The organism is Flavivirga amylovorans (assembly GCF_030540875.1).
In the GTDB taxonomy this organism is placed as follows: domain Bacteria; phylum Bacteroidota; class Bacteroidia; order Flavobacteriales; family Flavobacteriaceae; genus Flavivirga; species Flavivirga amylovorans.
In genome coordinates this window covers 15,652-40,808 of the sequence record NZ_JAUOEM010000010.1, presented here as the reverse complement: position 1 = coordinate 40,808, position 25,157 = coordinate 15,652, and the positions used below count along the sequence as shown (strand labels likewise).

Genomic DNA, 25,157 nt, shown 5'->3' with positions numbered 1-25,157 from the left:
CTTTATATTGAAAATATATAGCGAAGCTTAGCGAGATGTTTCTTTATTCCCTGAAAGTTAATTTAGCGACTCTACCTGCTCCAGCAGCATAAGCAATTGAATCATTTAAAAACCGAATGGTATAAAACCCTTCATCGCTTAAATGTTTCCATGAATTTCCAAAATCGTTACTATAATCAATCCCTTTAAATCCAATAGCTACTAGCTCCTTCCCCATTCTATTTGGAATATATTGCACACAACTTCTGTAACCAGGGTTTTCGTTTTTAGCAACCAGCTTCCAGGTTTTACCACCATCAATCGTTTTAATTTTATTCGCTTTGTTATCATCTGGCTTAGTATAATCACCTCCAATAGCAAAACCATTAAGTTCATCATAAAAATCGATAGAATACATACCGGTTGTTTCTTCTCCTTGAACTATTGGTGTTTTATAAACCTTCCACGTTTTTCCTTTATCGGGGGAATATAAAACTCTACTGGACTTTCCTCCTGTAGCAATCCAAGCGTGATCTCCTACAATAGCGATATTAGTATCACTCGCGGCAAAAGCAGCTTCCCCTTCTTTAGCTTTTGGTAAATCATCACATGACAATTTAGTCCAAGTTTCGCCGCCATCTCGAGTAATAATGATACTCATACAACTACCTGTTGGATCTCCAATAGCAATTCCCTCTTCCTCATTCCAAAAATCCATGGAATCGTAAAAAGCTTTGGGATGATTTTCCTTATATACTATTTTATCTTTTCCTATATCTAACTTAAACAATAAAGCTGGTGAGCCAATACTTAAACCAAAACCATGTTTACTAGTTCCTGCTAAAGCTCTGAAATTTGGCGTAACCGAATCGCTCTTGACCTTAATAGGATAAGTTACTTTTTTATCAGGCTCTACATGGTCTTTTATTGATACAACTCCTATATTTCCACTGGAAGTTAAAAAAACCAAAAAATCAATATTTTCAATAATTTCTAAAGCTCTTACATTTAGTAAAGAGTCTTTTATAATTGTTTTTATTTCGACGCTATTAATTTTTCGGGACTCAAATAAATTACTTTCTTTAAATCCAAAAAAAACAACCGTTACTATTAATAAAACAACTACTTTTTTCATGAAATTAAAATTTCTATAAAAATAGAGAAAGCTCCGTGAAGAACCACGAAGCTTTTCAATAAAACTATTATGAATTAAATCAGCCCCCTAATTTCAAAATAGTAATATGCCGTTTTAAACGCTCTACATCTATTTCTAAAGTCCCATTATAAACGCCCCTTATATATCCTTGTTTATCTATTAAAACAAAATTTTCAGTGTGTATAAAATCACTTTCATCCTGTGTCTTTATAAAATCTTCATCAGCAAAATAACCAGTTCTTGCAATATCATATAAGGTATCTTTATCGCCAGTTACTAAATGCCACTTCGCAGCATTTACATTATTTTTTTTTGCATAATCTTTTAAAACAGGAATTGAATCTTTCCAAGGCATCACGGTATGCGAAAGCAACATAATATCCGCATCATTTTTGTATGTTTCTTGAAGATCCCCCATGTTTTTAGTCAGTTTTGGGCAAATACCTGGACAACTAGTAAAAAAGAAATTGGCTATATAAATCTTATTCAAATAAGTTTTATTAGTAACAGCCTCTCCGTTTTGATTAGTAAAAGAAAACTCTGGAATTTTATGTATCGCTTTATCCCACTCGGGAGTAAAATCTGTACTATTAAAATAAGGCAACTTAGCAACATTATTACTTTGCTTGTTTTTACAAGATGTAATGATGAAAACTAATATTATTAAAATAGAATATTTCATTTTATTTCGTCGCTATTTGTCGTTACCGTATAACACTTTTTTAAACCTATTAAACCAAATCGTTCTCCATGAACCACTTTGTAATTAGCTTTAATAGTACCATCTATTTTCCAAAGGCGTTGACTTCCAACTTCCTTTCCTTCTAAATAATTAAAGTCTCTGAATAATTGTCCTGTTTTATACCATTCCTTCACCCTACCGTTGTACTCCCCTTGCTTATTAAAGTAATATTCAAACTTCAGTTTCCCATCTTCCCACCATCCTTTATGTAATGCTGTTTTAAAACCTTCAAAGTAATAGCGTTCTATTTTTTTTGAACCATCTTCATACCAATGCTTCTCATAACCGTGTTTCTTCCCTTGGGCATATTGAATATCAGATTTAACTTTATGATCTTCATAATGAGACACTATATTTCCTATTAAAGGAACTTTGTTAAAAAATACAATCCCGTTTATTAATTCCAAATCTTTATTGGTATTAACAACCTCATACTTCATTTCTGGCTTACAGGAGTGAAATACAATCGTACACAAGATTATATATTTTAAATGTCTAAGCAATTAGTTAGAGATATTTCCAGGGGTTCCAAAATAACCGCTCCCATTAAGATAAGGGTCTTGGCTTGTAATATGGTAATGATAAATACCATCAGGGAAGTCTGCTGTAGCAGATGTATGTCCATGATAATCATCTAAATCATCATTAGTAATTGTCTCTCCGTTTTCAAGTGGTCCATAAACAGGAAACCCATCAGCTAAAAGCCCTAAAAAAGCATCTTCTCCAAATTGCTGTGTTAAATAAGTAGGCTCTATATGATAGTGATATTGCCCTGTTCGTTGTGGATGCCCTAACCACTGGTCAAATGAATCAATTTCGTTCGTTAATGGCTGATCTGGCCCGGCATATTGATTAAAAAACACTACACCATTTCTTGAAATACCAATGGGTCCTAATCCAGTTGCTTGCTTATTTGAAGCCTCAGCTGGATTTAGCGATATTGTAAAGACTATATTTTGCTCACTAATTGTATTTGGGTTAATATTCCAATTAGAATTTGTTCCATTATAAGCTTCATATAACGGATTATTTGTTGGCCAATATGGGCTTGTATGATTTGGCAAATCTTGTGTTGTAAATCTAACAGTACTACCACTTATAGCATAAGACAATCCAGTGCCTTCAAATTTTGAAAGAATACTACTTATATCGTAATCGGTATCGGCAGGTTGTGTATTTTCATCTTCTTCAGCCATAACAACTGAATCATCTCCATTAGAGCATGCTATAAGAATAATAATAGCTAATAAAGGTAGAATCAATATTTTTTTTAAATTTTTCATAATCTATTTTTTAATATGACGAATAAATAAGCATAAGGTTTAGTACCAATAAAGAAATTACTAAAAATGAAATACTAACTATTAAGGCTCTTCTTTTAATTTTCATTGATTTATTTTGATATTTGACTTTTTAGATGCGTTTCTTTTTAAAACCTTGCGCGAAATTTTTACTTTTTTCAAAAAAAGCTCCGTAATGTACAGTCATGAAGCTTTTTAACAAAAAACTAACCAGATTAAAACTCGTATAATGCTATTTTTAATCTAAATAACCTGCTGAGATTGACGCAAACTTTATTAAAAACACCTTATATAATCCAATGAAAAATAGCTGTTTCATATCAACGAAGCGAAATATGAGGACAAGACATCTCATCATGGTGAGATTCCCTGGCTGGCAGGCTACTCAATAGCTACGCTAAATACGCTCAAGTAAAATATATTTTACTATTTTTATTTTTCATCCTAATTTGATTTTAGATTAGTTACTTTCTTTTTGAGGTTTTCTACCTTTTGGCTTAGGAGCTTTTTCTAATTCTTCCTTTGTTAAGAAACCATCTTCATTTGTATCTATTTTTGAAAAATGATTTTCTAGCGGTCCTTTAATTTCTTTCTTTGAGAGTTTACCATCCTCATTCTCATCAAGATCTTCAAATAACTTGTCTATGGTTGGTGGTTTTTCTGGTCTTTGATGTTTATCCTGGCCAAATAAACCGGTAGAAATAAATAATACCATTCCAAAAAATAATGCTACTGTTTTTAATGTGTTTAGTTTCATATCTATAATATTTTTGTGTTTGATATTTTAGATATCGTGAATTAAAAAAACTTGTGTAGCAATTGGTTTTTTAAGAAATATTTATGATTTGTATCAAAAAGAAACAAGAAACTGTCTAAAAAGTGTCAGAATGAAATGAAGAACCTATAAAGGTTTTAATATTTTGATTTATAAACCAGTAAGATGCTTCTCTGTGCTCTGGTGACAAAGTATATCACTTTTTAGACAGCCTCTTAGTATATAATCAAGTCTATTAATGCCTTGGTGGCGGTGGCCTGTGTCCACGCCCACCGTTTCTTAAATGTGGTCTTTGTTCGTTTCTACCTCCTTTGTGAAGCGCATCATTAATTATGCTTTTAAACTTTTCTTTTTGTTGGTCATTACATAAGTCTTGAATATCCTTGAAATGATAGAAAGCCTCTATATCTTTTTCTTTTACTCTTTCAGCTATTAAGTCCGTAATAGAGTCTATTGAATTTTCATTTAATGAAACGTCCGATAATTTATTAAACAAAGCATCTTTTAATTGTTTAATATCATCATCAATACGCATCATTCTATGATGATGTTTTCTATTAAGCTTTTCTAATTGTAGCATTTGCTCATCATTAAAGTCTAATTCTTTAACAATAAAACTAATAGGTCCTTTCGGCCTATCTCTATTTTCCGTATCATCAGAATTCCCTAAATAATTAAATAGAAAAAAAACATTAACGACTATTAAAAATACTAATAACACATATAAGAGTACATTTTTTTTCATGATGATTTAATTAAATAATGATGTATCCGAACTTGAAGACAATCCATAAGTTTCTGCAAAATCATTAATATCACTGTCATATTTGTTAGAATTTAGTTGTATAAACGCTAGTACATTTAAAACAATAACACAAACTAAAGTTGCCAGCTGTAATTTAGGAGAAAACCAAGACAAAATTAAAGGTTCTTCTTCCTGCTCAGCAAACAACTTCTGCATGGTTTTATCTTTAAAAAAGGGAGATACTTTTACGTCTTCAACAGCATCCATAGCATTTAAAGTATCCTCAATCTTATTCGTTATATTCTTATTTGTTTTCATGTTATATATTGTTAGATGCAATAACTTTTAAAAACTTGCGTTAGTTTTCATTTTTATAAAAATTCTCTAATAGTTCCTGTAAATTTTTCTTCGCTCTAAACATCAAAGATTCTACCGAAGACACACTTTTATTAATAATCTCACCTATCTCTTTATGACTCACACCATCAATCTTACTAAGCGTAAATACAGTTTTCTGGTCTTCTGACAATTGATTAATAGCAAGAAATAGTGTTTCACTTTTTTCTTTATTTTCTAAAATAATTCCTGGATGATTCATTTCTGTAAAATACTTGCTTTTATCCATTGGAATGTCTTTTCCCATTATAGATTGTAAAAAAGCAAAACGTTTTTTAGTGCTTTTTTTTCTTATAAATTCTAAACATTTATTGGTCGCTATACGATAAATCCAGGTAGATAATTTAGAATGCCCCTTAAACTTACCAATAGACTTAAAAACTTCTACAAAAACATCTTGAGCAATATCTTCGGCATCCTCTTTATTTGGTACAAATGATATGCATGTAGCAAATACTTTATCCTGAAAATCGTCAATCAGCTTACTATAAGCGGATTGTTTCCCTGCATTTAAATCATTAATAAAATTTTGCTCAGTCAAATGTGTCTTTTAATACGCGCAAATTAGGAAATTAATTGCTGAATTAAACGTAACTTTGCAGCCTTAATAATTTAAACTTGTTCATTTTTAGTTTAGTAACAATAATTACTTACTAAATTACTGAACACAGAGATCTTAAAAATGCGATTACATAGAAACCTTTGCTTTTCTGTTATAGATGGACTGACCTTAATTTTTAATGAGGGTAAATATGCCGACAAAGTAATTCAACAACTATTAAAACGAGATAAGCGTTGGGGGGCTCGAGATAGAGCTTTTGTTGCTGAAACTACTTATGATATTGTACGCTGGAAACGTTTGTATGCTGAAATTGCTGAAGTAAAAGAACCTTTTGATAGAGACAACTTATGGCGCATGTTTGCCGTTTGGGCTACCTTAAAAGGTATCAAGTTACCCGATTGGAAATATTTTGAAAACACGCCTACCCGTAAGATTAAGGGTCGTTTTGATGAGCTTTCTAAAACCAGAAAGTTAAGAGAATCGATTCCTGACTGGATTGATAATGTAGGTTTAGAAGAATTAGGTGAAGCAAAGTGGACTAAAGAAATAGCAAAGCAAAACGAACAAGCTGACGTTATTTTAAGAACCAATACGCTTAAGACCACTAAAGAAAAATTACAAAACATCTTACATGACCAAGGTATTGCAACCGAATTTATAAAAGGTCATGATTCTGCACTTAGGCTAATAGAACGTGCCAACGTTTTTGTAACCGATGCTTTTCAAAAAGGGCTTTTTGAAGTTCAAGATGCATCATCACAATTAGTGGCCGATTTTTTAGATGTAAAACCAGGTATGAAAGTGGTGGATACTTGTGCTGGTGCCGGTGGTAAAACCTTGCACATTGCCTCATTAATGGAAAACAAAGGCCAGATTGTGGCTATGGATATTTACGAAAGTAAGCTCAAAAAATTAAAGGTAAGAGCTAGACGTAATGGTGTTCATAATGTTGAATTAAAAGTTATTGATTCTACGAAACCAATTAAAAAATTATACAATAAGGCAGATCGTGTTTTAATTGATGCTCCTTGTTCTGGCTTAGGTGTTTTGCGCAGAAACCCAGATGCCAAGTGGAAATTAGAACCTGAGTTTTTAGATAGAATTAGAGCAACTCAACAAGACGTATTGCAACAGTATTCCAGAATGGTAAAACCAGAAGGTAAATTAGTGTATGCAACCTGTTCTGTGTTACCGTCTGAAAACCAAAATCAAATAAAAACATTTTTAAAATCTGAAGCAGGTGCAAATTTTTCTTTAATAAAAGATAAAAATGTTTTTGCTCATACTTCTGGATTTGACGGATTCTATATGGCGCTTTTAGAGAGAAAAGGTTAATAACTTTTCATTTATAATTCTGTATTTACTTTTTGAATCTTTTATTTTTATATTCTTTCTTTAAATTTAAAACTAAGTATGGAATATAAAAACATTGTGTTTATTGGTAAAAGCTTAGATGACTTTATCGCTGGAAAAAAGGGTGAACTGGATTGGTTAGACATGATTCCTAATCCAGAACAAAATAGCATGGGCTATTACGATTTAATGGAAGAGATAGATGCGATTGTCATGGGGAAAACAACGTTTGAAACCGTTATTGGTTTTGATATTGACTGGCCCTATAAAAAACACGTTTTTGTATTAAGCCATTCACTTAAAGAAGTTCCAGATAACCTTAAAGATAAAGTAACCCTGTTACACGGAAAAGAAAATGATGTTTTAGATGTTATTCATAAAAAGGGTTTTAATAACCTTTATATTGACGGCAGAAAAACAGTTCAAAATTTCCTTAAAGCCGATTTAATCGATGAGCTTAGAATTTCCACAATTCCTATTTTACTAGGAGATGGTATCCCTTTATTTGATATACTTCCAAAACCCTTAATATTTAACCATGTTAAAACGGAAGTATTTTTAGATCAGATCGTTCAAAGCCATTATAAACGAAAGAGGTAACATCTTTCAACTAAGTCTTTCCTATTTTAGATAATGAATAATGATTTAAAAATACATCTATCTCATATTCTTAAAGAATCCATTACTGTGGTTTCTCCTGTTCACGGTGGTGATATTTCAAGTGCTTATAAAGTTAAAACCTCAAATAATTCCTACTTCTTGAAATTAAATAGCTCAACAAATGCTGCAAAAATGTTTCAAACTGAAGCTTACGGATTGCAAATAATTAACGAAGCAAACACCATAAAAACACCTAAAGTTTTAGCTTGCGATATTTTTCAAAACAGCTCTTTTCTACTCATGGAGTTTATTGAAAGTAAATTACCTTCATCTAGAGATTACATAAACTTAGGAAATCAATTAGCTCAATTACATCAATGCACTTCTGATAAATTTGGTTTAGATCATGATAACTTTATTGGCAGTTTGCCACAAAGTAATAAACCAAATAGGACTTGGACCGATTTTTACATAACAGAACGTTTAGTACCTCAACTAGAATTAGCCATACAAAAACAGTTACTTTCTAAATATGAATGTCCATCTGCACAAAACATCAAAGACTTCTTAAAGTCTTTATTTAAAGATATAAAACCAGCCTTACTACATGGTGATTTATGGAGTGGTAACTACCTCATCTCTAAAAATGGCGTGCCATATCTCATTGACCCAGCTGTATACTTTGGACATCATGAAGTAGATATTGCTATGACCAAATTATTTGGTGGTTTTGATGCAACTTTTTATGACGCTTATTATTCTAATTTAAAAAGAGATGAAAACACCTCAACTAGAATAGAAATTTATCAATTATATTACCTTTTAGTTCATTTAAACTTATTTGGTAGTTCTTACTATGGCTCTGTGTCTACTATCTTGAAAAAGTATTTTTAGTTACTAACTGCCATTCCCGCAACTTGTAACGTTGTGTCATTCCAATCTAGGTACGAGGAGACATCTCATCATGATGGGATGTCTCGAAAGTTTATCCTGAGCGTAATCGAAGGACTCATGCTTCGCTCTATCGATATAACAAACAAAGATATTTTCAATACAGTTTAAGTCGAAATCAGGTTAAATTATAGAATATTATGATGACAAAAAAGGCATCAAATAGAACCGTCATTTAGTTTTGAAAAAAATATTTTGAATGCATATTAACTTTCATACAATAAATATAATATCCTTACGTTTAACTGTAGTATACAGTCCAACCATTACACGAAAGAATAATTATTTAGAGTTAGTCGTCTACATACACAAAAAATTCGTATCAAGAGATTTGTATAACTAAAACTCGTAATTTTTATTTCGAGTTTTTTTTATATATGTTAAAAAAAGTTAAATATTATAAGGTCGTGCAATATCGCAGAACTTTATTCGTCATATATACTAAGATTCTTCACATTAGTGTTGTTGAAGTTGATTAATAGCTAGAAAAACCCGAAACTAAATCGTTTCGGGTTTTTTATTTTTAAATCATTAATACGAAATATTTAAGTTGGTTTTAACACCATTTTATAATGGCGCTACCCCATGTAAACCCACTTCCAAAAGCAGCTAAAACAAGATGATCACCTTCTTTTATCTTACCTTCTTCCCAAGCTTCTGTTAAAGCAATTATAACAGATGCAGCAGTGGTATTACCATACTTCATAATATTATTAAATACTTGATCATCCCTTAAAGCAAACTTCTTCTGGATAAATTGAGCGATTCGTAAATTTGCTTGATGCGGAATCAACATATCTATATCCTCCTTTTGTAAACCGTTCTTCATTAAGCCTTCCATTATCACCTCACTAAAACGGACTACAGCATTTTTAAAAACAAAAGTGCCATCCATATAAGGAAAATAGGATATATCCTCTTCTTTAGATGCTAAAATTTCAGGTACCCAATGCGCAATACTTGGCGACGCTACCATTAATTTGTCGGCATATTTCCCTTCACTATGCAAGTGTGTAGACAGAACACCTTTAGTATTATCTTCTTCTCTGGATAACACACACGCCCCTGCTCCATCTCCAAAGATAACCGAAACCCCTCGCCCTCTAGTTGTTTTATCTAATCCATTGCTATGGTATTCTGCCCCAATAACAAGAATATTTTTATACATTCCAGTTTTAATAAATTGATCGGCAACAGATATAGCATAAATAAATCCAGAACATTGGTTTCTCACATCTAAAGCCCCAATAGTAGGCATATCCAACATATCTTGTATTTGCACACCACAGCCAGGGAAATAATAATCTGGACTTAAAGTTGCAAATACAATAAAATCAATATCATCTTTTGTTAATCCAGAACGGTCTATGGCTATTCTAGCGGCCTTGGCCCCCATGATTGCCGATGTATCATCAGAACCTTCCTCAATCCATCTACGTTCTTTTATACCCGTACGTTCCTGAATCCATTCGTCGTTAGTATCCATCAATTTAGACAAATCATGATTGGTTACAACGTTGTCAGGAAGGTATTTTCCTAAACCTATTATTTTCGAATTATACATAAAATCTTTTCTTTGAGTCATACCAAAGTACAACAAGCGCCATTAAATTCCAATTATAAAAAAAATCAAACCCCAAAATGTGAACTAAAAAAACACTTCTGCATTAGTGCAAAAATTGCTTTTTCTTGCAAAAACATTGTGCCAGTTTGTCACATTTTTACTCTTGGTACTTTTTTTGTCTAACTCTTCAAGGTAGATAAAAAACAATAATTAATCAGATTCCCTTCTGCAAGGGAATGACAAATAAACTATTTATTATGACAAAAGGAAATATTAATGTTTCGGTAGAGAATATCTTTCCTCTCATTAAAAAATTCTTATACAGTGATCACGAAATCTTTTTACGTGAGTTAATTAGTAATGCTACAGATGCCACTTTAAAACTAAAGCATTTAACTAATGTTGGTGATGCAAAGGTTGAATACGGTAACCCGCAAATTGAAATTAAAATTGATAAAGACGGTAAAAAGCTTCATATTATAGATCAAGGTTTAGGTATGACAGCAGATGAAGTTGAAAAATACATCAACCAGGTTGCGTTTTCTGGAGCTGAAGAATTTTTAGACAAATACAAGGATTCTGCTAAAGATTCTGGAATTATCGGACATTTTGGTCTTGGTTTTTATTCTGCTTTTATGGTCGCTGAAAAAGTTGAGATTATCACTAAATCTTATACAGATGCGCCAGCAGCTCATTGGACTTGCGACGGAAGCCCAGAATTCACATTAGAAGCTTCAGACAAAACAGATAGAGGTACAGAAATCATTCTTCATATAGCTGAAGATTCTACAGAGTTTTTAGAAGATAGCCGTATAACAAGTTTACTAGAAAAGTATAACAAGTTTATGCCTATTCCAATTAAATTTGGAACAAAGGAAGTAAACGACCCCGATTTTACACCAAAAACGACAAAAGATAAGGACGGTAAAGAAACAACCGAGCCTCACAAACAAATAACCGTAGACAATATCATTAACAACCCTAACCCTGCGTGGACTAAACAACCTGCAGATTTAGAAGACCAAAACTACAAAGACTTTTATCGCGAATTGTACCCAATGCAATTTGAAGAGCCTTTGTTCAATATTCACTTAAATGTAGATTATCCGTTTAATTTAACGGGGATTTTATACTTCCCAAAAATGTCTAACGACATGCAAATTCAGAAGGATAAAATTCAACTATACCAAAATCAGGTTTTTGTAACCGATAATGTTGAAGGTATTGTGCCTGAGTTTTTAACCATGCTTCGTGGTGTTATTGATTCTCCAGACATTCCTTTAAATGTATCTCGTTCTTATTTACAAGCAGATGGTGCTGTAAAAAAGATCTCATCTTACATTACCAGAAAAGTAGCCGATAAATTAAAATCGTTGTTTAATAACAACCGTGAAGATTTTGAAGCGAAATGGAATGATATTAAAATCGTGATTGAATACGGGATGCTTTCTGAAGAAAAATTCTTTGAAAAAGCAGATGCTTTTGCATTATACCCAACGGTTGATGGTACGTATTACACCTACGAAGAGCTATTCAATAAAATTAAAGCAAAACAAACAGATAAAGATGATAAGTTAGTTATTCTTTATGCTTCAGATAAAGATGCACAACACAGTTACATTGAATCTGCTAAGGCTAAAGGATACGAAGTGTTGTTATTAGATTCTCCTATTGTATCTCATTTAATACAAAAATTAGAATCTACTAAAGAAAACATAACGTTTGCACGTGTAGATGGAGATCATATTGATAATTTAATTAAGAAAGATGAAACAACCATTTCTAAATTAGATGAAGATCAGAAAAAAGCTTTAGACGAGTTATTAAAAGAAGTGATTCCTTCTGAAAAATTCATGGTACAACTAGAAGCTATGGATAGCGATGCATCACCGTTTATTATTACACAACCAGAATTTATGCGTAGAATGAAAGAAATGCAGGCTACCGGTGGTGGTGGGATGAATATGTTTGGTAGTATGCCAGAAATGCACAACCTTGTAGTAAACACAAACTCCGAATTAGTAGGTGAAATTTTAGCTACTAAAACCAAAAAGAAACAAGAACGTTTAATTACGCAAAGTTTAGATTTGGCACGTTTATCTCAAGGACTATTAAAAGGTGAAGAGTTAACAAACTTTATTAAGCGTAGTTACGAGATGATAAAATAAATGTCATTCCCTCGAAGGAGGGAATCTCATGAAACTATCTTAAATATTAATATAGATACCAAAACCACTTTGTGAAAACAAGGTGGTTTTTTGTATAATATATGTATTGCCTTTGTGAAAATTTTCAACTAACTTCGTTTAACAATCGATAAAATTCACATGTACTGAACTTATTTCAGTATTAAAACGGGTTTTATCTTTGCATTGTAGTGCATTTGACAAAATCACATGGAAAGAAAATATAATGTTTACTTATTAAATAACTTTGAAACCAACTTATCTTATACAGATATTAGTTTATGAAAAAAATTATAATATTAATTCTATTAGTTTCACAAAATTTAATCTTCTCTCAAAAAGATAAGATGTACAATTCTTTAGAAAATGCATTAGAAAATAAAGACCTAGTTTATAAATTAGACCTAAGCAAACAGAAACTATCTGATATTCCTGAGTCTATTGGAAAGCTTAAAAATCTGACTCATCTCAATTTAAGCCGTAATGATCTGACAACATTACCAGACGGTATAAGCAAACTCTCTAATCTTATTGAACTTAATCTATGTTTCAATAGTTTTACAGATATGACAAGTTCTTTAAGAGCATTAATTCATCTGGAATCTTTAAATCTAAATAGTAATAAACTTACTAAATTCCCTGAAGTTGTTAACGAACTTCACAATTTAACCTCTCTTGACCTCAATTATAATAAGATTACTGAATTACCAAATACATTTAGGAATTTAACAAAACTAGAATATTTATACTTGACAAACGTTCAACTCAAAAGGCTTCCAGAATTTATAGGAGATTTTAGCAGTTTGAAAAATTTATTTATTGGAAATAATCAAATTACTAAAGTCCCAGAATCCATTGGCAAACTTATGGATTTAAACACTATATATTTAAATGATAATAGTATAAAAGAATTACCAGAATCTATTAGTAATTTAAATAACCTCTTTAAACTTCTATTATATAATAACAAAATAGACGAAGTAAATAAAATAAAGATTAAAAGCTTACTCCCTTCTAACTGTATTATTAAATTTTAAGAGAAACAAAACAACATTTACGCTTTAAAAAACTAATTCGTAAAAAATCTCACTCAATTGACATAAAATATTTAACCTAAATCAATAGGTATCTGGTTGTTACCTACTAAACTGCAATCGATTTTCAATTTCCGTAAATTTTATAAAAAAATAGTGACTATCTTACTGATCTAAAACAGTCACTAAATGCCATCTGAAAATCATACCAAATCCTTAAACAACAAAAAATTTGATACCATTATTATTGGTTCGGGGGCTGGTGGGTTGGCTGCGTCAATATGCTTGTCACGAGCCGAACAAAAAGTGCTGGTTTTAGAACAACACGATGTTCCTGGCGGTTGGTGTCACAGCTTTTATCTTAATGGCTATCGCTTTACACCAGGTGTACATTATGTAGGCTTAGTTGGAGACGGCTTATCTACAAGCGAGCTCTATGAGGGCTTAGGAATTGCGAACGACATGGCTTTTTATCGTCAAAATCCAGATGCCTTTGAGCATTGTTGGATAGGTGATGAGCGTTTCGATTACCCCGCAGATTTTAAAACATTTGAAGAACGCTTAATACAACATTTTCCTCACGAAAAAAAAAATATAATTAAATATCTAAAACTGGTTACTAATATTGGTAAGCAATTAGGGTTAATACCCAAAGTAAAAGGGTTGTGGCAGCATATAACCATACCATTTCGCACAAAGCATATGGGGAAATATGCTCCATTTAGTTTAAAACGGGTTATGGGTTGGTACATTAAAGACCCATTGTTAAAATTAATTTTAAATATTCAGGTTGGAAATCATGGACTGGCTCCAGCAAAAGCTAGTTTTGTATTACATGCAGCAATTATGCATCACTATCATGTTGGCGGATTCTATCCAATGGGTGGTGGCGGAGCTATTGTAAAAGCCATGGTAAAGGCCATAAAAGCAAAAGGTGGGGTGGTAAAAACAAGAGCTGCCGTAAAACGGGTTCTTTTGGAAAAAACGGGTGGTAAACAGCAAGTAATAGGCGTAGAATTAATCAATGGGGAGCAAGTATATGCAGATCGTGTTATATCTAATGCAGACCCTGAAATCACATATAAAAAATTAATAGGAGAAGACTATTTAAGTAAAAAGTTAAAGAAAAAACTTAATAAAACCACATATTCTTGCACGTCACTTATGCTCTTTCTAACAGTAGATATGGATGTTACAAAAGCTGGTATTGATTCTGGAAACATTTGGCGTATACCAAATGAAGACTTAGATGATTTGAATAGTGACATGCAAAAAAAAGACATCCTAGAAGGCGAAGAGTTCTCTGGTATGTTTATTAGCTGTCCCACTAAAAAAGATCCGACTAGTTTTAATGGAAAACATCATACCATAGAGGCCATCACATATATTAATTACGACGCTTTTGAGGATTATGAAGGTGAAAATATGGAACGAAGTGAAGCATACTTAAGATTTAAAGAAAAATTAATTGCAAAATTCTTTGTAACTCTGGAGAAAGTAATTCCGGGTATTTCAAATCATGTTGTACAAAAAGAATTGGGCACACCTTTAACCAACAAGCACTATATTAATTCTACACGTGGCAGCGTTTATGGCACAGAAAAAAGTCTAAAGAATATTGGTCCTTTTTCGTATAAAGCTAAAAGTGAAATAGAAAATTTATACATGTGTGGTGCCAGTATTGCATCACATGGTGTTGCTGGCGCGAGTTACTCTGGTGTACAAACTGCTGCAGCTATTTTAGGCTGTCGTCAAGATGACTTACTAAAACCTGTGGCAGATCAACAATTGCAAATTTTTGAAGCAGAAGACGACACTAATTATCCTGATTGGATGCGCAAGAAAATAGAAATGAAACGCGCTAAAATAAAAGCAAAAATGGTGTAACCCGAAAGTGCTATCGTTACTAGCAATCGCATCATGTTATTTAAAACTACCTCGATAGCGCAGATTTGTACCTTAAATCCGCGCTATCGGAATATCTCAATTTTTAGAAAAACCCAGATTTTACGGGTTTCCCACAGTAGTTTTTTTTAAATTTTCGACGAACTGCACAAATCCCCCATTTGTGACTGTAGTACTTTCTATTTATAAACGTAAGTTTATACGTATTATATTTTGCTACGTGGACAAGTAATTAAGTATAATTTTTTAAACACAAAAAAATGAAAAGACTGAAATTCAGACAGTATATAAGAACCTGTATTTTACTTTTTGCCTTATCCACCGTATTATGGAATTGCCAAAAGGAAGACGAACATGTTCACGACGCCGACCAAGAAGTCGCTGTTAACAAAAACAGTACGCTAACCAAAGTTTCCTTTGATGATGTTCTAAATCGTAATTCCATTTCAAGCAAGGAATTTGGGATAAAATCAAAAAATGAAGCCCTTTCCAAGAAAACCTCGGACACCCGCAGCTTACAATTGGTCAGCAATATGGGAGTCCAGAAACATTATAAAGATTACAATATCTATGTCTTTCTAATGGAGCGCACTGATACGAGAGACAACTATTCTTACAACCTTGTTGTGGAAGAGTTTCAAGGGACTATCAAAAAATTCATTTACAAATACCCATTAGATCGCTCTGAGGACATAGAGTTCACAGAACTAGGAAATCATGTTCCGGGAAACTCTGATAAATCCATATCTGGTAAACCACCAGTGCAGGTATATGTTGATACACCTTTAGGTGGAGGCTGCACGAAACGGTATGTATATAATGTAACGCCATGTCCCTGCGTTCAACACATAGACCCGAACGTTTGCACATGTTTTGTGAGACCTAATTGGGTTTATTCTGGAGGCCCTTATATAAGCTGTCCAGCGAATTATGATTACTTACTGTTAAATAATCCAGCCCCAAATCCAGATTTAGACCTAGATACTTCTGTTTCAACAAGTGATGAGTTTGGTTGTATTAGGAACAGTGAAGGATACACGGAATGTCCAGCTCCAGAGGAAAATCCAAATGCTCAAACTGAGCCAGGAAATCCTCTCCCTGTAATTGAAAATCCAAATGTAATAGCCGAAGCATTGGACTTGACCAATGAGCAACGTTTATGGCTCGACCAATTGGAAAATATGAATAAAAAATGGGAAATTGGAGAATTCCTTCTTGATTATAAATATACTGTTCAATATGACAACGCTCAAATACTTGCACGTATAGCTATAGGAGATTGGATGATAGACCCGAATTACAAAATCGATTTAAACGAGAGTTTCCTTTCACCATACAAGATTGATTTGAGTCTTATTACTCCGACACCTTGGAGTCCCGACGCGGATAAAACCAAGATAGTCTGCATTTATAATAAAATTACAAAGTCTCCAAAATTTAAAAGTTTATTCCTTGATACCTTCGGAGATAGTGAAAACCTAAACGTCAGATTTAGACTCGTTGATAACTTAGCAAGTGGAGCCAATGCCGAAACGGAAGCCAATTTACAACGACATCCAGTTACACAAGAGGTTATTGGGTATACTGGACTGATTTCAATTAACAGGGCTAATCTTGTTGGTAGGAGCGCATACTCAATTGCCAGAACAATAATCCATGAATCCCTCCATGCTTATTTGACGGTCAAACAATATAAATGTGGTGGTACTTCATTGGACATATTGAACGATACTGAATTTGGAGAGTTAATAAATCTATATCATTCCACAGCTTGCGCTTTACAGGGCGATCACGAATTTATGTATGATTTTTTAGTTCCTACGATATCAGAAATCTTGAAAGAAATCAGGGATGACTTTGTTCCTGCAAACCATCAAGTGAGTGCTGAGTCATACACCCACTTCATAGATGAGACCAACCCAAGTGGATCAACCGTTGCATGGAATTGGAACGATTTCTATAAATATTTTAGTCAGATGGGATTGCATAAAAGTGATGCATTCCAATTTGAAGTTTTTCCAGAAACTTCCCCAAAGTATCAAAACTTTCTCAAATATAATACAGTAGGAAATAATGATTTTTCGAAAGATTGTAATTAAATAATAAATAGTGTCATGAAATATGTAATTATCTGTCTTGTATTTTTTTCCGTTAACCTTCATCTTCATTCGCAAAATATTGAAGAGACTCATCGAAACAATGAAGTGCTGTTTCTACTTCATTCTGGTAAAAATGGAAACTACCATTCTAAATGGATATCTAAAAGGTCAAAAGGTATGCGTGCGACTATTCGTTATAACTATTATGTTGTTAATAAAAATGATACGTTGTCAAACGACGTACGAATAACTCTTAGATATTCTCATTATGACGACTTTGATTCGCAAAATTCGGATAGACCAGTTCCGTATTTTAAGGTAAACAAGAGCTTTTTGAAGCGGAACAAGGATATTATCATCACTCTGGATACTATGGAAAAGATGGGGTATTCGAAAACAAAAGAATTAATGCAGGAAGCGAAGACAATTTATCTTATTGATGCCACTGAAAACACAAAAAAGGAAATTACCATAAAACAGGTAAGGTATTCTTTTCTATCAATAGAATAAGATAATCACAATTTCATAAAAAAAAGAAGCTGTCTCAAAACCGAGGCAGCTTTTTTTTGATTTAGCATAGTAGTTTTGTATTTTAATATCTAAAAGTATTTCATCATATGACTACCAATTTTAAAGACTATAACCAGCAACAAAATTGGCTTTTCCCAACTAGTATAGAAGAACTTATTCCACCGGATAAGCTAAGGCGGTTTATTCCAATTTCTTTTTAAGTGTTTTAAACTTACCAATATCAGCATCAGTAACCGAGTCATATATTTCAGCGAAGTCATTTAATTTAAACCCCATTGCCTCTACAATTAAAACTAATGTAGTAGCACTAGGTGCGGATTTTGCATTAAAAGTATCAGAAACCGTTGCTTTCCTTAAATCTGCATTTAAAGCAATTTGATTATAGCTTTTGGCAATTTCATCCCCCTCTTGATTAAAATCTTTACTCATCATCAAGAGCTCATTTAAGCTAAATGCAATTTTGAAACGAATAAGCTGAATTGATTCCTTTTTCATCTATGCAATTAACTATTTAGCAAACAAATTATCGGTACGTTAAAACGTACCGATAATTTTATATATATTTGGCTATATATCTATTTATTTAGATACTATTTGAATAAATTTGCGAAAGCATTTCTAATAAAATTAGAAGTTTTCGCTTAGAGTCTCAGAAAGAAAACTGATAATTTTATGCAATGAGATGATAAGCAGATTTGCTCACGTACCCGGGTGTGGGTATCGAGTAAGAGTAAGTTAAAAATATATTCTATTTAAAATCCACTTTCTATAATTCAAAATCAAATAATTCTTTGGGGTGTATTTCTAGACCTTCAGCTAAAGACAAGATTGTTTTCATAGAAGCTCCATGTTCTCCCTTTAACACACGATATACTTGTTTAGGTTCTATTTTACCTATGGAGGCAACTGTCATTACATCTTTATTATACTTTTCAAGTAATAATTTTAGGTGCTCTCCAAATGCTTTATAATATGCTTTGTTGGTTTTCTTCACTTTGTGAAGTTGTGTTTTTTTTCAAAATAATAATTGTCAAATTTGACAATACGGTAATTATTTTTTATATTTGTTTTTTAATCAGTTCTATTAGTATTGAACTGTAATTTTTATATTTGCGATTCTTCGTATAGAAAATATTTGAAGTCATCGCTTTGAATCTCGTATCAGAAAACTAGTAATTTTTAAGCAACGAGATGATAAGTAAGATGCTCACGTCTTTTTGGCGTGGGCTCACTTATTGTTGCTCGGTATACTAGTGCCTCTGATACAATAAGCTGAGTTCCACGCCTTTTTTGTTTCCATACATTACAGGCTTTAACGTAACATATTTATTATGACAAAAACAGAAGCCTTTAAATACCCCGACTGTCTTATACTGCCCCAATATAGTATTATAGCCGTACTCATGGTACTAATAGATAAATCTCACCTAACCCATGCCGTTAAAAAACATTGCAAAACAGGTTTAAAGGTTATAGGGATTATTTATGCAGATACAAACTACAACACAGGAACCAATCTTTTATCTAGAAAAGAGTTCGATGCGTTCTTTTCTTTATGTCCTATCGCGTATTTTAATAATAGAGAACTAATTCCTGCAAATACTATTATTGAAAATATAGAGCTATGTGTTAGAACAAACGATGTAGCAAATATGGTTTAGCAAAACCAAAAAAAACAGTCTCTCAATTATCAACTTGAAGTGTTGAATTAATTTTTAGCTCAAGAGGTTGAATTAAAGACTTAAATAATGCCTTTAAGACAGCCTCTTTTATTAAAAACTCACGTTTAATAAGAAGTTTAACCTAATAGTAGGATGACGTAGTAGCTCTAAATTAAACATAAAAACGACATACAGAAAAAGATATTAAGATCTATAAAATCATTTTTTACAAAATAAATTTGCGTAACCGAATGATTACATATATATTTGTAACCAATCAGTTACCTAAATTATGAGAAGAGACGTTTTCCAAGCAATTGCTGATCCTGTTAGAAGAGATATTATCGAACTACTTGCTACTGAAACATTAAGTGTTAACGAGGTAGCAGAGAAATTTGAAATCAGCAGGCCAGCAATTTCAAAACATTTAAAAATATTGAACGAATGTGGCATCATCGATTTTAACCAAAAAGGAAGAGAACGTTTATGTTTAATACAACCACAAAAACTAATTCCCGCGTTCTTATGGATAAAACAATACCATAAACTATGGGAAGATAGAATAGATTCCTTTGAAAATTACATTAATCAACTTCAAACAAAAAACAACAAAAATGAGTGATTTAAAAAACAGAACGTTAACTATTGAAAAAACGTTTAATGCCCCTTTACAATTAGTTTGGGATGCTTGGACACAATCGGAACACATTGTAAAATGGTGGGCGCCACAAGGCATGGACATTAAAGTTATTGAGCACGATTTTAAAGTTGGTGGGACATGGAAATATGCCATGCCCATGCCAGATGGAAATGAATTTATTTCTGAAGGGACTTACAAGGAAATTATTGCATTAAAGAAAATTGTTACTTCAGCAGATTTTAAACCTATGACCGAAAATGTTGAATTACAGGCACACTTTGAAGCAGATGGCGAAAAAACAAAGTTTACATTTAGTGTTATTCATGCTACAGAGGCATATTGTAAACAACAAGAAGACATGGGCTTTTATAATGGTTGGGGGTCTGCTCTGGAACGATTAGACAAAACTTTAGAAACACTAACAACATAATAATGCGTACAAAAACCAGGAAAACCATTTACGTTATAGCTACAGCCTTACTTACTTTAATAATACTAGCTACCATTGGAAATAGTATTTTTAATATAGAATTTAGTAACAGGTTTGAGGACATAGGGATATCTTAATTGTCTATGCCTAAATAAATTTATAAATGTTAGAAAAAAAGAACTCTTTAATACATTTTATTCTAGATACTGTTCCTATACCAAAAAGTGAGGCAGAAGAAATTGCCAATACATTTCATCCAATTCAATTAAAAAAAGGAGATTTTTTATTAAGAGGGAATCATATTAACAATGACTATTTTTACCTCGAAAAAGGGTTAATGCGTACATTTTTATTCGATTTAAAAGGTAACGAAATAACAACTGATTTTTTCATTGAAAATAACATCGTTTTTGAAGTTACCTCCTTTTTTAATCGGGTTCATTCAGAAACTAATATTCAAGCTATTACAGATTGTTCTGGATTTAGAATCTCTTATGATGAGCTTAATACACTCTTCCATAACAAACCTGCTTTTCGAGATTTTGGACGTGCTATTTTAGTTAAAGAGTTTATTACTTCAAAAAAACGTAATTATGGTATGATTAATAGAACAGCCGAAGAACGCTACCAAAATTTATTATCTTCAAAATCGCAAATCATACAACAGGCCCCTTTAAAATATATTGCATCCTATTTAGGCATTACAGATAGCACCCTAAGCAGATTACGAAGAAAAATATAATTGCTTAATTTCTTGCCTTTTGTCAAGTAATTTTTATGAGTTTTAATAGAATTTTATACTCTAAAAAATAACAAATGGCTGAAATATCTACTTTTTCAATAATAGGCTTTATCCTAACGACTCTTGTTACATTATGGTTTTTATATAAAGCTTCTAGAAACAAAAAAATTCTTTTAGGTATCATGATATGGATGTTTATAGTTGGCGTACTCGGACTATCCGGATTTTATAGAAATACAACGGCGTTTCCTCCAAGGTTCTTTTTCCTATTAGGTCCAGGAATACTTTTTGTCCTCATCATTTTTCTAAACAGAAATACAAGACAAGTTACAGATTCGTTTCATCTAAAATGGTTAACCCTGCTTCATGTTATAAGGGTTCCCGTAGAATTTAGTCTCTATTATATGTTTTTGGAAGGATTAATACCTAAATCTATGACCTTTGATGGATTTAATTTTGACATTCTTGCTGGTATGACTGCTCCTGTTATTTATTATCTGGTATTTATAAAAAAATGGGGTAGTTATAAAGGGCTTTTATTTTGGAATATTATATGCTTGGGGTTACTTATAAATGTGCTAACAATAGCTTTTCTAAGTGCCCAAACACCTTTACAAAAGTTGGCATTTGAACAACCAAATATAGGCGTAGCTTATGTCCCTTTTGTATGGCTTCCTGCAATAATTGTACCTATAGTTTTAGTTTCTCACTTAAGTAGTATAAGGCAACTATATATCCTTCTAAAAGAAGAGCAATTGACTATAAATTAAAAACAGTTTTTTCTAAAATTAAATAAACTACTTTAATTTTTTTCCAACAAAAAACAACCCCTGACATAATATGACATAAGCCCAAATATCTTTGCATTAAGTTTAATAATTAAAATCAATTTAAAAATGAAAAATGCAGTTAACTGGTTTGAAATCCCAGTAAAAAATTACGAAAGAGCTAAACAATTTTACACCACCGTTATTGGTACAGAAATTATGGATCACCCGATGCCAGATGACAATATTAAGTATGGTGTTTTTGCTTACGATATGGAAAATAAAGGCGTTGGAGGTGCTATTATTCAGGGAGAAGGGCAAACTCCAACAACTGAGGGGGCAACCATCTATTTAAATGGTGGAGACGACTTAAGTACTCCACTATCTAGAGTAGAACCAAATGGTGGTAAAATAATCATGCCAAAAACAGATATTGCCGAAAATGGATTTATAGCACAGTTTATAGATACTGAAGGCAATAGAATTGCATTACACTCTATGATGTAATCTAAAATAAATCACGGAAGTGGTTTACAATTTATTCAATCAAAAAATTAACACACGTTATTAAAAGATAGTGGATTGTAAAGCGGTTCACTATCTTTGTTTTATGTCTCAATTATCAAGACTCATAGCCATATTAACACTGTTAAAATCAAAACGTCTTTTAACAGCCAATGAGCTTGCTAAAAAGTTTGAAGTAAGTGTAAGAACCATATACAGAGACATTAGAAAGCTTGAAGAAGCTGGTGTACCAGTTACTACTATTGAGGGTCGAGGCTATTCCTTAATGGAAGGATATTCAGTTGCTCCTGTACAATTTACTGAAAAGCAAGCCAATGCTTTAATCACGGCAGAACAATTAATAAATCAATCGAAAGACACCTCTTTTGTTGAAAATTTTAATGAAGCCTTAACGAAAATCAAGTCTGTTTTCAGAACCTCCATACAGGAAAAAAGTGAGTTATTACAGAGCAAAATCTATGTTTTTAATCCTACTTACGAAAACATTTCCAGTAATGCTCTTTCTGAAATACAATTGGCTATTACCAATTTCAACTTTATTGAAATTAACTACTGCAAAGTCAATGATACCAATATTTCATTTAGAAGAATAGAGCCCTATGCCATATATTCTATTCAGCAAAAGTGGATACTCATTGCTTGGTGCCACTTACGAAATGACTATCGTGCTTTTCGAATTGATAGAATCCAACATTTTAACATATTGAATGACACCTTTGAAGATAGAAAATTCAATCTTCAAGATTATTTTCAGTCGTGCCCATACAATTAAAAATAGTACGCGCATTAATAAATTATTTTCTTATTTTTAAGTCTTTCTAACGCTTCAATCTTTTTCATGAAATTACAGGATGGTAAAAATATTATTCCCTATTTATTTTTTATTACCTTAACCTTATTTAACAGTTGTACAAAATCTGAAGAAAAAAAACCAAACATCCTTTTTATTATGATGGATGATTTAGGCTATGGACAATTTGGAATTTACAACGATACCATTACTACAGCCGATTTTGACTCGTACTTTGTTAAGTTGGTCGATAGCCTACAAGGATATTCTTTAGATAAATCCTTAGAGTTCTCAAAAACAGCAATACCAACGCTTACTAATCTTGCTAAAGAAGGTCTGGTTTTTACCAATGCCTATACAACAAGCAGTATTTGTGCCCCCTCCAGATTGGGAATTGCAACGGGAACCTCACAAAACAGGTTTGGTGTCTATACTAATGCCGATTGCGACAACTCAGGTCTAATTCCGGGTACCCATCTTGCAGAACAATTAAAAAAAAGAAATTACAACACAGCTCATATTGGAAAATGGCATATTGGAAAAAAGGACAAACAACTTCTTGAGAATATAAAACCTGATTTGAGTAAACAAAAAAGAAATAAAAGAGATACCAATAAGATTAAAAAAAGTGGTTATAATGGGTCTGTAACTAAGGAACAGCACCCTTTAAATAATGGGTTTGATTATTATTATGGTTATAACCATTGGAGTAGTGATTTTTATAATGCTACCAACGTTTGGGAAAATTTTAAGCATGCTGGAAAACAAGAAAATTACAATACGGATACGTTTACAGATAAAGCTATAGAATTTATTGACAACCAAGTTAAAAGCGACAACCCTTTTTATGTACAGTTGCATTACCATGCAGTTCATGATTCTCTAGAACCAGTGGCACCAAAAAAATATTACAGCAAATTTAATTCAGATTCTCATGTTTTAAACAATTTTTATGCACATGTTTATGGTGTAGATGCTAATGTAAAACGCATTATTAAATACCTTAAATCAAAAGAAGAATACAAAAACACATTAATTGTTTTCACTTCAGATAATGGTGCCATGTCTGCAGGTGTTTATAACAATCATAAAACAGGGTCTCCACTACCTGCAAACACACCATTTCCTGGTCATAAAGGCACGTATTTTCAAGGCGGTATTCGAGTCCCTATGTTTGTACATTGGCCAAAAGGTTTAAAAACTCATGGTATTAGTAATCAATTAGTATCTACTATGGATATTCTACCTACGGCCATTGCTATTTCCGGTGGTAAAGTTCCTGATAAAATAGATGGAAAAAGTATGCTGCCGCTTATAAATAAGAATACAAATATACCTATTCACGACCACTTAACATGGTCTGGAATACATTCTTATAAGTGGGGTTATTTAATTACTAAAAGCACTAAAAATGTTAGAGAGGAACCATATTTTGCACCACCAGCATGGGTTGTTATTAAAGGTGACTATTTATTACGTTTTACAGGTATTCTAGAAAAAGGCGTCTATCTTGAAAGTATGGCAGGACGCGACCCTGTTCTCGAGTTATTTAATATTAAAAACGACCCCGCAGAATCACATGATTTAGCCGATAAAATGCCCGATTTGGTAAAGGAACTTTCAGCTTTATATTATGAAGATTCCAAAGATTATGCACCACCATCAAACTGGAAAAAATCGAAATGGAAAGAATTAAGAAAAACATAAACAAACTTTTCAATTT

27 protein-coding genes are annotated in these 25,157 nt (G+C 32.4%); 16 read left to right on the top strand and 11 right to left on the bottom strand.

The annotated features are described in order from the left end of the window. Positions 1–43 precede the first annotated feature (43 nt). The 8 genes from Q4Q39_RS19775 to Q4Q39_RS19740 all read right to left on the bottom strand — a co-directional run bounded on the left by Q4Q39_RS19775 (position 44) and on the right by Q4Q39_RS19740 (position 5,635). On the bottom strand, positions 44–1,114 hold the full coding sequence (locus Q4Q39_RS19775) for a WD40/YVTN/BNR-like repeat-containing protein (RefSeq protein WP_303284318.1): 1,071 nt from the start codon (positions 1,112–1,114) through the stop codon (positions 44–46). A 79-nt stretch (positions 1,115–1,193) separates the two neighbouring features. After that, the gene (locus Q4Q39_RS19770; RefSeq protein WP_303284317.1) at positions 1,194–1,817 is read right to left on the bottom strand and encodes an SCO family protein; all 624 of its coding nucleotides are present in this window, start codon (positions 1,815–1,817) and stop codon (positions 1,194–1,196) included. Continuing rightward, positions 1,814–2,317: a toxin-antitoxin system YwqK family antitoxin gene (locus Q4Q39_RS19765; protein WP_303284316.1), complete on the bottom strand. Its 504-nt coding sequence runs from the start codon at positions 2,315–2,317 to the stop codon at positions 1,814–1,816. Before Q4Q39_RS19765 ends, Q4Q39_RS19770 begins: the two co-directional genes overlap by 4 nt. Positions 2,318–2,380: 63 nt before the next feature. After that, positions 2,381–3,160 carry a YHYH protein gene (locus Q4Q39_RS19760; protein WP_303284315.1) on the bottom strand — a complete coding sequence of 260 codons (780 nt, stop codon included), beginning with the start codon at positions 3,158–3,160 and terminating at the stop codon, positions 2,381–2,383. A gap of 478 nt (positions 3,161–3,638) precedes the next feature. After that, entirely contained in the window at positions 3,639–3,935 is a 297-nt protein-coding gene (locus tag Q4Q39_RS19755) for an EF-hand domain-containing protein (protein ID WP_303284314.1), read from the bottom strand. Positions 3,936–4,188: 253 nt separating this feature from the next. Continuing rightward, positions 4,189–4,698 carry a Spy/CpxP family protein refolding chaperone gene (locus tag Q4Q39_RS19750; RefSeq protein WP_303284313.1) on the bottom strand — a complete coding sequence of 170 codons (510 nt, stop codon included), beginning with the start codon at positions 4,696–4,698 and terminating at the stop codon, positions 4,189–4,191. Between the two features lie 6 nt (positions 4,699–4,704). Next, complete coding sequence (locus Q4Q39_RS19745) at positions 4,705–5,016, bottom strand: hypothetical protein (RefSeq protein WP_303284312.1); 312 nt, start codon at positions 5,014–5,016, stop codon at positions 4,705–4,707. Positions 5,017–5,056: 40 nt separating this feature from the next. Next, positions 5,057–5,635, bottom strand: a complete 579-nt coding sequence (locus Q4Q39_RS19740) for an RNA polymerase sigma factor (protein ID WP_303284311.1) — start codon at positions 5,633–5,635, stop codon at positions 5,057–5,059. 141 nt (positions 5,636–5,776) lie between these two features. Here Q4Q39_RS19740 and Q4Q39_RS19735 point away from each other — a divergent pair, with 141 nt between their 5' ends. The 3 genes from Q4Q39_RS19735 (at position 5,777) to Q4Q39_RS19725 (ending at position 8,503) form a co-directional block, all read left to right on the top strand. Next, complete coding sequence (locus Q4Q39_RS19735) at positions 5,777–6,991, top strand: RsmB/NOP family class I SAM-dependent RNA methyltransferase (RefSeq protein ID WP_303284310.1); 1,215 nt, start codon at positions 5,777–5,779, stop codon at positions 6,989–6,991. 78 nt (positions 6,992–7,069) lie between these two features. After that, a complete protein-coding gene (locus Q4Q39_RS19730; protein WP_303284309.1) occupies positions 7,070–7,609 on the top strand; it encodes a dihydrofolate reductase family protein in 540 nt (179 codons plus the stop codon). Positions 7,610–7,642: 33 nt separating this feature from the next. Next, positions 7,643–8,503 (top strand): fructosamine kinase family protein, encoded by an 861-nt coding sequence (locus Q4Q39_RS19725; protein ID WP_303284308.1) that lies wholly within the window; start codon positions 7,643–7,645, stop codon positions 8,501–8,503. 613 nt (positions 8,504–9,116) lie between these two features. Here Q4Q39_RS19725 and Q4Q39_RS19720 read toward each other — a convergent pair. After that, the gene (locus Q4Q39_RS19720; RefSeq protein WP_303284307.1) at positions 9,117–10,124 is read right to left on the bottom strand and encodes a 3-oxoacyl-ACP synthase III family protein; all 1,008 of its coding nucleotides are present in this window, start codon (positions 10,122–10,124) and stop codon (positions 9,117–9,119) included. 257 nt (positions 10,125–10,381) lie between these two features. Here Q4Q39_RS19720 and htpG point away from each other — a divergent pair, with 257 nt between their 5' ends. The 5 genes from htpG to Q4Q39_RS19695 all read left to right on the top strand — a co-directional run bounded on the left by htpG (position 10,382) and on the right by Q4Q39_RS19695 (position 17,858). Further along, positions 10,382–12,292, top strand: a complete 1,911-nt coding sequence (gene htpG, locus Q4Q39_RS19715) for a molecular chaperone HtpG (protein ID WP_303284306.1) — start codon at positions 10,382–10,384, stop codon at positions 12,290–12,292. Positions 12,293–12,591: 299 nt separating this feature from the next. Then, the gene (locus Q4Q39_RS19710) at positions 12,592–13,347 is read left to right on the top strand and encodes a leucine-rich repeat domain-containing protein (protein WP_303284305.1); all 756 of its coding nucleotides are present in this window, start codon (positions 12,592–12,594) and stop codon (positions 13,345–13,347) included. A 186-nt stretch (positions 13,348–13,533) separates the two neighbouring features. Continuing rightward, positions 13,534–15,231: a phytoene desaturase family protein gene (locus tag Q4Q39_RS19705; RefSeq protein ID WP_303284304.1), complete on the top strand. Its 1,698-nt coding sequence runs from the start codon at positions 13,534–13,536 to the stop codon at positions 15,229–15,231. Positions 15,232–16,124: 893 nt separating this feature from the next. Continuing rightward, positions 16,125–17,348 (top strand): hypothetical protein, encoded by a 1,224-nt coding sequence (locus Q4Q39_RS19700; RefSeq protein ID WP_303284303.1) that lies wholly within the window; start codon positions 16,125–16,127, stop codon positions 17,346–17,348. A 177-nt stretch (positions 17,349–17,525) separates the two neighbouring features. Beyond that, complete coding sequence (locus Q4Q39_RS19695) at positions 17,526–17,858, top strand: hypothetical protein (protein WP_303284302.1); 333 nt, start codon at positions 17,526–17,528, stop codon at positions 17,856–17,858. A 201-nt stretch (positions 17,859–18,059) separates the two neighbouring features. On the opposite strand, the gene Q4Q39_RS19690 is transcribed toward Q4Q39_RS19695, so the two are convergent. Further along, a complete protein-coding gene (locus Q4Q39_RS19690) occupies positions 18,060–18,374 on the bottom strand; it encodes a hypothetical protein (RefSeq protein ID WP_303284301.1) in 315 nt (104 codons plus the stop codon). 271 nt (positions 18,375–18,645) lie between these two features. After that, complete coding sequence (locus tag Q4Q39_RS19685) at positions 18,646–18,873, bottom strand: hypothetical protein (RefSeq protein ID WP_303284300.1); 228 nt, start codon at positions 18,871–18,873, stop codon at positions 18,646–18,648. 337 nt (positions 18,874–19,210) lie between these two features. Between Q4Q39_RS19685 and Q4Q39_RS19680 the strand changes: the two genes are divergently transcribed. From Q4Q39_RS19680 to Q4Q39_RS19645, 8 genes are all read left to right on the top strand, one after another. Next, positions 19,211–19,540 carry a hypothetical protein gene (locus tag Q4Q39_RS19680; RefSeq protein ID WP_303284299.1) on the top strand — a complete coding sequence of 110 codons (330 nt, stop codon included), beginning with the start codon at positions 19,211–19,213 and terminating at the stop codon, positions 19,538–19,540. A gap of 292 nt (positions 19,541–19,832) precedes the next feature. Continuing rightward, positions 19,833–20,162 (top strand): ArsR/SmtB family transcription factor, encoded by a 330-nt coding sequence (locus tag Q4Q39_RS19675; protein WP_303284298.1) that lies wholly within the window; start codon positions 19,833–19,835, stop codon positions 20,160–20,162. Then, complete coding sequence (locus Q4Q39_RS19670; protein WP_303284297.1) at positions 20,155–20,610, top strand: SRPBCC domain-containing protein; 456 nt, start codon at positions 20,155–20,157, stop codon at positions 20,608–20,610. Before Q4Q39_RS19675 ends, Q4Q39_RS19670 begins: the two co-directional genes overlap by 8 nt. 163 nt (positions 20,611–20,773) lie before the next feature. Further along, positions 20,774–21,352 carry a Crp/Fnr family transcriptional regulator gene (locus Q4Q39_RS19665; RefSeq protein WP_303284296.1) on the top strand — a complete coding sequence of 193 codons (579 nt, stop codon included), beginning with the start codon at positions 20,774–20,776 and terminating at the stop codon, positions 21,350–21,352. Between the two features lie 74 nt (positions 21,353–21,426). Beyond that, positions 21,427–22,122: a DUF8737 domain-containing protein gene (locus Q4Q39_RS19660; protein ID WP_303284295.1), complete on the top strand. Its 696-nt coding sequence runs from the start codon at positions 21,427–21,429 to the stop codon at positions 22,120–22,122. A 126-nt stretch (positions 22,123–22,248) separates the two neighbouring features. Then, a complete protein-coding gene (locus tag Q4Q39_RS19655) occupies positions 22,249–22,626 on the top strand; it encodes a VOC family protein (protein WP_303284294.1) in 378 nt (125 codons plus the stop codon). Positions 22,627–22,729: 103 nt separating this feature from the next. Then, the gene (locus tag Q4Q39_RS19650) at positions 22,730–23,416 is read left to right on the top strand and encodes a helix-turn-helix transcriptional regulator (protein ID WP_303284293.1); all 687 of its coding nucleotides are present in this window, start codon (positions 22,730–22,732) and stop codon (positions 23,414–23,416) included. 66 nt (positions 23,417–23,482) lie between these two features. Continuing rightward, entirely contained in the window at positions 23,483–25,141 is a 1,659-nt protein-coding gene (locus tag Q4Q39_RS19645) for a sulfatase family protein (protein WP_303284292.1), read from the top strand. Positions 25,142–25,157 lie beyond the last annotated feature (16 nt).